The sequence below is a fragment of the Pseudoalteromonas sp. S1612 genome, from assembly GCF_005887175.1.
GTDB classification, from domain to species: domain Bacteria; phylum Pseudomonadota; class Gammaproteobacteria; order Enterobacterales; family Alteromonadaceae; genus Pseudoalteromonas; species Pseudoalteromonas undina.
Window position 1 is genome coordinate 109,713 of sequence record NZ_PNDH01000016.1, and the last position, 11,901, is coordinate 121,613.

The following is an 11,901-nucleotide window of genomic DNA, read 5'->3' on the forward strand; positions in this document are numbered from 1 at the left end:
AAACACTGATATATGACAGATTCTTCTTTGAACCCGTGGGTTCGAGTTCTTTCCAGTTCAATAACTCGTTTTGGTGAGTTTAAAACTGCAGCTATTTGCTATGCATTATTACTGACAGTATCGCTGGTTTTGTCGAGTATGTTTTACTATGTTGCCATTGGGGAAGTGAACTTAGTTGATATATTGGCTGTAGTATTTTTTACCTCAGTTGTTTCCCCTCTGGTGATTAGCGTACTGCTTAACTCTATTCGGCAACTTGATGCCTCTTATGCCTATTTAGATAGTGCCACAAAACAAGAAAAGCTTTTAAATCAAACTCTCAAAGACAATATTAATCGTTTAAACATTGAAATTGATGAACGTAAAATGGCCTTTCATGCTAAGCATAGAGCAATAGAAGAGCTTAGACGTGAAATTGCAGAGCGTAAAAAAACGCAACAAGAACTCGCGCAACAAGGCATGTTATTACGCTCCATTGTAGACTCCTCACCAGATTTATTTTATTACCGCGATAACAACGGGGTGTTTGCCGGTTGTAATAAAATGTTTGAAGAGGTGATGGGCAAAACCAGTGGCGAATTAATTGGCAAAGCCGCAGAAGAAATATTTCCAAGCCACTTTTTATCAGAAGTATTAAGAACCGATGAGCAGGTTGAACGCACTCATCAAGGTTTAACTATTGATGTAGAGTATTCTGTAAATGGTGAAATAAGATGGTTTGAACTGAGAAAACTCCCCTTTATAAATGAGCAGGGCGATTACATTGGTCTACTAGCCTTTGGCCGTGATATTACCAGCCGTAAAGAAGCCGCGCAGGCACTGGAAACTGCTTATAAAGATAAAGGGAAATTTATTGCCACATTGAGCCATGAATTACGCACTCCGCTCAATGGTATCGTCGGTTTAACCCGAATGCTATTGGATACTGAACTTAATAAACAGCAGCGTAGCTGGTGTAATACGGTGTTTTCAAGCGCCGAAACGCTGGGTAATATATTTAACGATATTATAGATTTAGATAAAATTGACCGTGAGCAACTCGATATTGCCGCTAACGAAATTAATGTTTCTGACTTTATCAATGATGTGGTTAACTTTGCAGGCCTTATTGCGGAGCAAAAAGAACTTTCTTTTGAAGTAAAACGCTCTGGAATGCTTGATATATACGCTTTACTTGATCCTACACGTTTACGCCAAGTAGTATGGAACTTAATTAATAATGCGGTTAAATTTACCCAGCACGGTAGTGTCACCTTAGATTGTGCAAGAGAAAACCGCGAAGATGGCCCATGGCTTATTATAAAAATACTCGATACCGGTGAAGGGATTCCGCAAGAACAACTTACCCGTATTTTTGATATGTACTACAAAGCGCCCGACCTTAAAGGGACCAATGCGATTGGTTCAGGTATTGGCTTAGCCGTAACAAAAGCGTTAGTAAGTGCTATGAAAGGCATTATAACTGTTAATAGTACTCCCGGAGAGGGCAGTTGCTTTACCGTTCAAATTCCGCTGAATTTATGTAGTGCTCCTACCGAACATAGTTATGTAGGGCGTAGCTTATATATTTTATTAGTGGAAGATGTGCCACTTAATGCTGAAATTGCAACTAACCTATTAGAACAACGTGGACATGAAGTACTGTGGGCTGAAACGGGAGAAGATGCTTTATCGTTTGTAGAAACCGAAGATGACCTAGATTTAGTATTACTTGATATGCAGTTGCCAGATATTAATGGTGATGAAGTAGCAAGACAAATTCGCGCACAAAGCCATTTTGACCCGCTTCCTATTGTGGCACTTACCGCCAATGTTCGCAGTGCTGAAGAGGAGCTTGAGGGGATTTCTATTCAAGGGGCGTTAGCTAAACCGATAAACACCAGTAAGTTAGATAATATGCTCGCTGAACTCTTTGGTATTCAACAAGCGCAAGTTGAGGCTCCTCAACGAGTAGTTAATCAAGAGTTATTAAATCAAATTAATACTGACTTGCTAGATGTTGAAACCATTGAAGACTTTGTAAACTCGATGGGCGTTGAAGTATTTAAACGTAGTAGTCAGTTGTTTGCAAAGCTAAATCCGCAATATCAACAAGAACTATTAGGATCATTAAAAGCAGCAGACAGAGAAGAGTACAAATCCGTTGCGCATAAGTTAAAAGGTGCCGCTGGGTCGGTTGGTCTGAATGATGTGCAGTTGCATGCAAAGCAAATGGAACATGGTGCGCTGGAACAAAGTGATGAAGTATTAACAGTCTGGCTTGATGAATTAGTAGACAAAATAAATGAAGGACAACAGGCCCTTCATTTATTTTTACAGCAATTAGAGTAAAAACTAATTAGCTGTCGATTTTACCAATGAAGCGGTAACCTTCACCATGAATGGTGCTGATTAACTCAGACGTTGAGTTGTCGCTTTCAAAGTGCTTACGGATACGACGAATGGTAACATCAACTGTACGGTCGTTAGCGCGAAGCTCACGGCCAGTCATGTGCTTAATTAGTTGCTCACGGCTGAATATACGACCTGGAGAGTCAAGCATTAAACGCAGTGCTCTGTACTCGCCTTTAGGTAGGCGTTTTGCATCTCCATTTGGAGAAGTAAGGCAACGACTGTTTTCGTCAAGTTCCCAACCGTTAAAGGTGATCACGCCATTGGTTTCAATAGCTGATTCTTCACCGCCTAATGCAGTGCGCGTAATTAAGTTACGTGCACGAATAGTTAATTCACGTGGGTTGAAAGGCTTAGTAATATAGTCATCAGCACCAATTTCAAGACCTAAAATACGGTCTACATCGTTGTCACGGCCTGTTAAGAAAATAAGACCAACTTTGCGTTTTTGGCGTAATTCGCGAGCTAAAATAAGCCCGTTTTTACCTGGCAGGTTGATGTCCATAACTACAAGATTGACGTCATCGTTATTTGTAAGCTTATCATGCATATCATCGCCATCAATGGCTTCAATAACTTTGTAACCTTCGGCTTCAAATAAACTAACGAGGTTTAGTCGAGTTACGTCTTCATCCTCTACGATCAGAATGACTGGCGTTTGCATTTTTAATTAACCTTTTTGGAGTGTGTTTTATTTTAAAATCGGTGTGTTCATCAAAACCGACTACTGGAATTATAGGATTATATCTAAATGTTAACAAGTAAAAACAGATTAGATATAAACAGCTGCGCGCCCAAACCTACTTTGACGTATTATTAAAAACCGCGGCTTAATTGATACTTAACGTTGGATGTATAATTTGAATTATAGAGTCGAAGCCATTTCCCTTTAATAATTGATACATCCATCAACCACCTAAAGATACTTAAAATAATCAGACTAATTCAAAACGGAATTATATCACTTTCCAACTTTTCATCAATGTATGTGATATGTTAAACACAATTAAGTTCATTAATTGTGTGGAAATACAGCATTAATGATACAACTGTTTAGTTGGCTATGTATTAGTATGGTCATAAAGTTGTAATTCAAGAGGGGAATAAGAGTTATTTCGCTTTTTAAAAAAGTGTAATAATAAATCGGGCCCCTTGCTGATACTCGGTATCTAACACAATTTCCCCAGCCAAAGCTTGAGTCACTAAATTGTAAACTAAATGCATTCCTAAGCCACTGGCTCCTTGGCCGCGCTTTGATGTTACAAATGGGTCAAATATTTTTGCTCGTATATTGCTTTCAACACCTAGGCCGTTATCTGTGTAGGTAATTTGTGTTTTTGTTTCTGTTGCTACAATATCAATCTGCACTTCATTGTCACCGCCAGCTACAAATCCGTGTAACAGGGAATTTAAAATTAACTGATGAAAAACTTGCTGAAGTGGCCCTTTTTTACTTTCGACGGTTAAATCTGATGGACAATTTATAAGGACTTTAGGGTTTTTAATTTTTAGTTCTTGCCCCATAGACAGTAGAGTATCACTAATTAATTGTTGTATATTAACAGTGCTGGTTATTTCATCATCTTTGATCACTGCAACTTTTTTAAAGTTAGAAATGAGCTCTGCAACGCGGTTTAAGCTGCTATATATTAAGTCTAAGTTTTCGATACCATCGTTAGTAAATTGTTCAAATTGACTCGCAGTTAGTGATTTATTATGAAATTTAACCTGCAGTTCCGCGAGTTTATCCCGCAATAGAGTAGAGCCTGTAATACCAAGTCCAATCGGTGTATTTACCTCATGGGCAACCCCTGCCACCATTTGCCCCAATGAAGCCATTTTTTTGTTTTCGACAATTTGAGTTTGGTATTGGTGCATCTTTTCCAGAGTGGATAACAGCTCTTTATTAGCCTCTCTGAGTGCGATAGTGCGTTGACTTACCTTCTCTTCAAGGTTTGAGTTTAGCTGCTTAATTTCTTGTTTATCTTCTTCATGGCGTTCTATTTGCCTTTGTGTACGTGCAAGCATTACATTTAAGCTATTAGAAAGCCGAGTTATTTCAGTTAGGTTCGTTAAAGGCGCACGTGCATAGTAATTATGTTTTTTAGCTATGTTTTGCAACAACAAGCTTAAGTTTTCTATTGGACTGGCTATCCTTTTTTGTAGCCTTAAAATAATCAAAGAAATAAAAATAAGTATTAAAGCCATAATAACGATATCGATTATAATCTTTTTAGTTATTAGTTGATTTAAGTTATCTAAGCTGCCTCTAATATATACATAGCCGAGCAGCTGTTCATTATTGAGTATTGGGGTAATGTACTCAATATACTCGTCACTAACCTGTGGTTCAGAAAAATCATTAATATTATCTGTTTTAATGGGGACTGGTGGTGATTTTCGGGCATTAAAGCTGGTAAAAAAGACTGGCTTATTAGATTGCTCATCTAAGGCGTAAATATGTAAATTTGTGACGGATGATACTTGTTGAAGCAGCTTTAAGCGCCTTTCTTCTGCAGGCCTATTTTTATTTAGCAATGAGGGCATCGCGTCGAATGCAATGATCTCTGATACCAACACAAGTTTGCTAATGAGCTGTTTTTTTTGCTCTTGCGCACTTAAATAGGTAGAAATTGAAAGCGATAATAACAAACAGATAGCTGTTATAAGCATGATGGTTTTAAACAATATGCTACGAATGCTATTTTGCTCTACAGTTTTAGGCATTGCGAGAAGGTCATCCGTGTCAATTGTGAGTCTAATGATAATAGTTTAGCAAAAACAGAAAAAAGTGAATTAAAAAGATTAGCTTAATTACACTTTTTATTTTTAGCTAATCTACTTATGAAACATAAATATGTGGCTAATATAGCCCATATTTATGTTTTGACAGGATATTAATAACTTATTTTAGCTACTGTATACGGCAAATTTGTTGTTTTTGAACACTGTGTGGTAGCTATCAAATTGGGTTTCTAAAATTGGTGGATATTTCAAAAAGCTATTAGCCACTATGGTCAGTTTGCCTGCCTTAGTTAAATGTTGCTTTGCATGGGTTAAAAAAGATTCCGCAACGCTGTAGTCAGTTGCAATCCCGGTATGAAATGGCGGATTGCTAATAATTAAATCAAACTTGCCAACAATACCATTTAAACCATCACTGAGTATGGCTTCACCGTTTACATTATTTAGCTTAAGCGTTTGCGTTGTTGCATAGGCTGCAAGTGCACTTACGTCACTACAGGTAAATGTCAATGCTGGGTTTTTTAGCCCTAAAAAAGTAGCAATAAGTCCTGCGCCACAACCAAAATCAAGGACTTTCCCATGTTTTAAGTTAGGAGCATTCTCTAATAGCATTTTCGTTCCAGCATCAAGTGCACCATGGTTAAACACACCAGGAATACTGACTGCTGTAAACTCAATATCGCTCACACATACCGTAAACTCTTTATGGTATGTGCTAATATCAAACGCGCTATTAATAGTGAGCTCTGAAAATGAATATAAAACACAGTGTTTTGCTGAGTCTATTTTATTACTAAATTCAGCCTTACCGGCGAGTTGCTTTTCAATTGACTTAACACCGCTCTTGTTTTCGCCAACAACGAGTAGCTCTGCATCTTTGCTTATCACAGCACGTATGTTGTCTAACGCCATTAATAGCTCAGGTTTAGATTTAGGGTAATAAAGTATTACCAAATCATAATCGCCCGAATTAATTGTGTGGCTGATGGTTACGTCAATACCCGATATGTTTTTTGCAAATTCACCATTAGCGTGGTTATAACTAAAAGCGGTTATTTTACTTTGTGGATTGAGCGTTTTTAGCTCATTTAAAAAGCCATCTTGAACAAAGTTGACCACCAATATTGATTTACCTTTTAACTCTTCACTGTTACGAAGTAATAGTAGGCTCGGATTGGTTAATACGCTCATAAATGGCTTTACCTTACTTGATTATTTAATTAACGGTTACTTAGTACGTTCGAACATTAAATCCCATACGCCATGACCTAAACGCTGACCACGCTGTTCAAATTTAGTCAAAGGACGTAAATCAGGACGAGGTACATAGTCGTTGGTCTCAGATTGGTTTTTGTAACCTGGAGCTGCTTGCATTACTTCTAACATATGCTCTGCATAGTTTTCCCAATCGGTTGCCATGTGAAATACGCCACCGATTTTTAATTTAGAGCGAAGTTTTTCAGCAAACTCAGTTTGTACAATGCGACGCTTGTGGTGACGCTTTTTGTGCCATGGATCAGGGAAAAATAACTGTAAGGTTGATAAGCTTTCATCGCTTATACAATCAGCAAGAACTTCTACTGCATCGTGTTCAAATACGCGCAGATTAGTAACGCCAGCTTCGTCAGCATCCATTAAACATGCGCCAACGCCTGGGCGATGAACTTCTATGCCGATAAAGTTAAGGTGTGGTGCATTTTTTGCCATTTCAACTAATGACTTACCCATACCAAAACCAATTTCTAGCACTACATCATTGTCATTGCCAAAAACTTCGCTTAAATCAAGTAGGCCGTTTTTATGCTCAAGCCCCATTGTTGGCCAGCATTTTTCGATTGCAGCAGCTTGGCCTTTGGTTAATCGGCCTTCGCGTTTTACAAAACTGCGAATAGTGCGGATATACTTACCTTCTTGCTTAGCTTGCTCAAGGTTGTTGTTACTTGATTCACTCATATTATTGGCCTGACAAAACAATGTGTTTAAAAATGGTTGCGTATTATCCCTGACCAGCGCTAGGTTGACAAGCATTAGGGCGTTATAGCTTGATCTTTTCAGTCACTACAATAGACTGAGCCGCCATTGAGCATTAGTAAAAAATTAAATATGTCGGATTTAAAAAAACAGCAGTCAGCTTGGTTTTCCAACCAAGTAGTTGACTGGTATCACCTTCATGGGCGCAAAACGTTACCATGGCAATTAGCTAAAACGCCTTATAAAGTGTGGGTATCTGAGGTGATGTTACAGCAAACTCAGGTTGTCACTGTTATTCCTTATTTTGAAAAGTTTATGCAAAGCTTTCCCGATATTATTGCTTTAGCAAATGCTGATGAAGATCAGGTTTTGCATCATTGGACAGGTTTAGGTTATTACGCTCGTGCACGCAATTTACATAAAACCGCTAAAATAGTTCGAGATAAATACCAAGGTCAGTTTCCTAGCACGCTTGAAGAAGTAATGGATTTACCCGGAATAGGGCGCTCTACTGCTGGTGCTGTTTTATCATTATCTTTGGGGCAGCATCACCCTATTCTTGATGGTAATGTTAAAAGAGTGCTTGCTCGGTTTTTCATGGTTGAAGGTTGGTATGGAGTCAAAAAGGTAGAAAATCAGCTTTGGCATTTAAGTGAACAACTCACTCCTAAAAATAATGTAACAGAGTTTAATCAAGCTATGATGGATTTAGGTGCAAGCTTATGTTCGCGCAGTCGCTTTGATTGTGAGGCGTGCCCGTTAAATAGCCGTTGTGGTGCGTTTAACGCAGGTAAAGTTAAGGAGTTCCCTCACTCTAAACCTAAAAAAGCAGTGCCTAAAAAAAGCTGCCACCAGTTAATTATTAAACATAACGACAAAGTGCTTATGGAAAAACGCCCAAACAGTGGTATCTGGGGCGGATTGTTTGGATTTTTTGAATTTAATGAGTACAGCGAGCTCGAAACTTTTTTAGCGCAACAAGGGCTTAAAAGTGACCTTAATGAAGTAGCGCCTTTTACTCATGTATTTTCACATTTTGAGCTCACAATTAACCCGCATGTACTTAATATTGAAAAAGCTCCTGATGTTGTTAATGACAAGCAGTTGGTATGGTATCCACTCGATCAATCAATAGAAGTAGGGTTAGCTGCACCGACTAAAAAGTTGGTTAAACAAATTACGGCAATAGTATAGAATAGCGATATATTTAGCATTAAGGGGAACAATCATGGCACGTACAGTATTTTGTCAAAAGTTACAAAAAGAGGCCGAAGGCCTTGGTTTTCAGTTATACCCTGGTGAACTTGGTGAGAAAATTTTTAATAATATTTCTAAAGAAGCCTGGGGGCAATGGCAGCAGAAACAAACTATGCTGATCAATGAAAAGCATTTAAACATGATGGATCCAGAGCATCGTACTTTTTTAGAAGAGCAAATGGTTGGCTTTTTATTTGAAGGTAAAGAAGTTGAGATTGAAGGTTATAAGCCAGTAGAAAAATAAATTAACTGTGCTTAGGTTAATTAATAAAAAAGGGCTCTAAGCCCTTTTTTATTGCGTTAGTAAACGTTATTAGTAACATATACTATTTAGTTAAATAAGTTCGTTCTGTTCCTCATTATTTTTAATTTGCTCTTTTAAGAACTGCGCTGCTCTTGAGTATTCAATTTCGAGCCCATCTCTCATCTTAATTAACTCATCAGCACTTACTTCATCGCTCTTGCACTTATCTTCAAATGACTGCGCTAAATCAGCAACAATATTAGCTCCTACTGTTTTTGATATAGATTTTAATTGATGGCAGGCAGATAAAATCTCAGCTTTGTTACTTTGCAACACAGCAAAGTTAATCGCTTTAATTTGTTCTTGGCTCTGTTCTAAATACATTTTAAAGAAGCGGATTATTTTAGCATCATCGCCATTTATGTACTTATTCGCTGATTCCATATCTATAGGCATAACAGACTTTTCGGCCGAATTCACCTGTTGTGGTTGTTCGCTGTATAAATCACTCCATTGCTTTAATGTGTCTTCAAGTGCATTAAGCTCAATAGGTTTAGTAATAAAGTCGTTAATACCCACTGCTAAACATCGCTCTCTCTCTCCCTTTAGAGCATTGGCAGTAACAGCAATAATATAAGGTTGTGCGTCAATTGATTCGAGTAATGAAGCTTCTTCTCTAATTTTTTCAACCATGTCGTAGCCAGACATTTTTGGCATATGTAAATCGGTTAAAATGAGCGAGTAGCTATTTTTGCGCCACATATCTAAACCTTCTTCACCGTTATTAGCTACCTCTACACTGTAACCTAGTATATGTAGTTGTTCGGTGAGTACCTCTTGGTTCAATCGGTTATCTTCTACCAATAATACCAGCCTATTTGCAGCGAGTGCCTCTTCTGAACTTAGGTAGTGATTCATCGTTCTGGCTTTTTTAATTTGCTTAGGCTTATGTAAGCCGGCAGCCACTAAAATTGAAAGCATAAAGTTAGATTTACACAAAGGGGAGGCGTTAATATAAAAAATATTTTTATGGTTAATAACCGCTTCATCTAACTTACTTAATACCACCATTTGTTGGTTATTATCTTCTAATGAGTAAAGTAAACTTCTTAGTAGGGTACTAATACTACTCATGTCATCAATACCATCAACAACCCAAATAATATCCTTGGTTTCTTGATGAGCTTCTATATCTTGCTGCTCATGAGCATAGGTTATTTTAGCTCCCATAAATGACAAGTAACGGTAAATTACTTTGCCGCGTTCTGCGTTGTTACTAACAACAATGACATGTTTACCATTAAGTGTATTTTTATGGGCAAATTCAATTTTACCTGCGGTTGAAAAGGGCAGTTCAACAGTAAACTCACTACCTATCCCTTCATGACTTGTTACATGAATGGTACCAAGCATTAGCTCAGTTAGGCTTTTACAAATTGAAAGCCCAAGCCCTGTACCACCGAACTCTCGCGTAATTGAGCTTTCTGCTTGGGTGAACGGGTTAAAGATTTTTCTCAACTGAGATTGACTCATTCCTTTACCGTTATCACTTACGCAAAAACGCAATGTAAAGTGATCGGCGGTGTTATGTGCTACTTCTACTGATATTCTTACTTTCCCCTGGGTTGTACCATTGGTGCTGGTAAACTTTATGGCATTACTACATAAGTTATATAGCACTTGGCGCACTCTAACAGAGTCCCCCTTAAGGTTGTTGGGTATATCGGGGGCAATTGATAAATCGAGTTCTAGGTGGCGATTTTTAGCAACCGACGATAACACCTTAGCAACTTCTTCTAGCGTATCGGCAACGGAAAACGGAACTGGATCTATATTGAGCTTTCCAGCCTCAATTTTAGAAAAATCTAAAATATCATCTAAAATACTTAATAACGAAAATGCTGATTCACGAATAATAGTACTTAAACGTTGCTGGGCACCATCAAGCTCTGTTTGACGAAGTAAATCAATAGTGCCAATTACGCCATTCATTGGTGTTCTTATTTCATGACTCATAGTGGCTAAAAAGGTGGTCTTAGTTTCGCTGGCTTTTAATGCTTTTTGAGTTTGCTTTTCTAATTCAAATGTTCTGCTTTGTACTTCTGTTTCAAGGCTAGTTTGTAGTTTTTTTAATTCTTTTTGTGCAGCCTGATCGTCAGCTTGAACCGTACTTACTTTTTTTAGCAGCAAGTTAATTTGTTGAGCAACGGTTTCTAATCCGCCTTCGAGTTGCTCATTAAGCGTGCTTTGATAGTTATCATTTTGTGTAATTGCTTTGAGTTCTTGAGTGAGAGAGTCGGTATTTTTATGTAATCGTTTATTAATATGCTTATTAAACGTAATAGCTAACGCAAACAGCACTATCAGAGCAACAATAGCGGCAAGGTACGCATTCATAAATAAGTTTTGTGTAGATGATGCAATTAAAGGTTGTTTTTGCTCAATAATAAGCTCAGCAATTACCTCCCCACTTACTGAAATAACATGATGTAATATGCCTTGCTCCTTTACATACTCATTAATAGCTAAAGGCTCAATTAAATTACTATTATTGCTATAAACCAACTCGGTTTTATTGTTCGGATTAAAGCGATGCAGGGTATATTTAAAATTATTATTGAGTAAGCTTGCGGTATCAAGAAGTGATTTGACTTTGTCTTGCTCGTGTATAGTTAGTGCATCTACTATGGGTTGTTCAAGACGCTCAGCAAGTTTTGTTACCTTGATGGTTGAAACAGGGTTAACTTCTTTGTGCTCAGCATTGCTTTGTGAGTAAAGCGAATAGGCGACTATAAATAATGTGGCAGTTATAAGGTTACTAACTAAAAATAAAGGTAGTAAGCCTTTGATTGCTGGAGAAAACTTACCCTGCATGAATTTTCCTATCGTGGTATTATTAGAACGGTAAGCCTGTACCGAAAGTTATATACCAATCGTAACACCTAAAAAAAATAATTCACTACGTTTTTTAAAGTCTTTTGTTGAATAAATGCACTGCATTAACGAGAAACGTCGCTAGTTGTTTGAAAACCGTTCAAACAGTTGCAAAGGATAAAAAAAAAGTTGACTTGTAAGGGCAAAACTCGTTTAATACGCCGCACGCCCAGATAGCTCACTAAGAAGTGTCTTGTGGGAGTTGCATTAAAAATCAGGTAAGATTTTTAATTCGCACTGTTTAAGTGCCTCGATAGCTCAGTTGGTAGAGCAGAGGATTGAAAATCCTCGTGTCCCTGGTTCGATTCCGGGTCGAGGCACCATTTACAAAAAGTTATCACTCTATAGATCTGAATTGC

8 protein-coding genes and 1 tRNA gene are annotated in these 11,901 nt (G+C 37.8%); 4 read left to right on the plus strand and 5 right to left on the minus strand.

Going from position 1 to position 11,901, the window contains the following annotated elements; genetic code table 11:
• Positions 1-12: 12 nt before the first annotated feature.
• Positions 13-2,331, plus strand: coding sequence for an aerobic respiration two-component sensor histidine kinase ArcB (gene arcB, locus CWB78_RS07430; protein WP_075170412.1), 2,319 nt, complete (start codon positions 13-15; stop codon positions 2,329-2,331).
• A 7-nt stretch (positions 2,332-2,338) separates the two neighbouring features.
• On the opposite strand, the gene arcA is transcribed toward arcB, so the two are convergent.
• The 4 genes from arcA to trmB all read right to left on the minus strand — a co-directional run bounded on the left by arcA (position 2,339) and on the right by trmB (position 7,089).
• On the minus strand, positions 2,339-3,055 hold the full coding sequence (arcA, locus tag CWB78_RS07435) for a two-component system response regulator ArcA (RefSeq protein ID WP_008110444.1): 717 nt from the start codon (positions 3,053-3,055) through the stop codon (positions 2,339-2,341).
• A gap of 458 nt (positions 3,056-3,513) precedes the next feature.
• Positions 3,514-5,118: an ATP-binding protein gene (locus tag CWB78_RS07440; RefSeq protein WP_055013350.1), complete on the minus strand. Its 1,605-nt coding sequence runs from the start codon at positions 5,116-5,118 to the stop codon at positions 3,514-3,516.
• A gap of 183 nt (positions 5,119-5,301) precedes the next feature.
• Entirely contained in the window at positions 5,302-6,327 is a 1,026-nt protein-coding gene (locus CWB78_RS07445) for a methyltransferase (protein WP_138594895.1), read from the minus strand.
• A gap of 36 nt (positions 6,328-6,363) precedes the next feature.
• Positions 6,364-7,089, minus strand: coding sequence for a tRNA (guanosine(46)-N7)-methyltransferase TrmB (gene trmB / locus CWB78_RS07450; RefSeq protein ID WP_010390835.1), 726 nt, complete (start codon positions 7,087-7,089; stop codon positions 6,364-6,366).
• 150 nt (positions 7,090-7,239) lie between these two features.
• On the opposite strand from trmB, the gene mutY reads away from it, so the two are divergent.
• Both mutY and CWB78_RS07460 read left to right on the plus strand, forming a co-directional pair.
• The gene (mutY, locus tag CWB78_RS07455; protein WP_054202255.1) at positions 7,240-8,301 is read left to right on the plus strand and encodes an A/G-specific adenine glycosylase; all 1,062 of its coding nucleotides are present in this window, start codon (positions 7,240-7,242) and stop codon (positions 8,299-8,301) included.
• Positions 8,302-8,335: 34 nt separating this feature from the next.
• A complete protein-coding gene (locus CWB78_RS07460) occupies positions 8,336-8,608 on the plus strand; it encodes an oxidative damage protection protein (RefSeq protein ID WP_138594897.1) in 273 nt (90 codons plus the stop codon).
• A gap of 90 nt (positions 8,609-8,698) precedes the next feature.
• Here CWB78_RS07460 and CWB78_RS07465 read toward each other — a convergent pair whose 3' ends face one another.
• The gene (locus CWB78_RS07465) at positions 8,699-11,482 is read right to left on the minus strand and encodes an ATP-binding protein (RefSeq protein WP_138594899.1); all 2,784 of its coding nucleotides are present in this window, start codon (positions 11,480-11,482) and stop codon (positions 8,699-8,701) included.
• A 307-nt stretch (positions 11,483-11,789) separates the two neighbouring features.
• Here CWB78_RS07465 and CWB78_RS07470 point away from each other — a divergent pair.
• A tRNA-Phe gene (locus CWB78_RS07470) sits at positions 11,790-11,865 on the plus strand.
• Positions 11,866-11,901 lie beyond the last annotated feature (36 nt).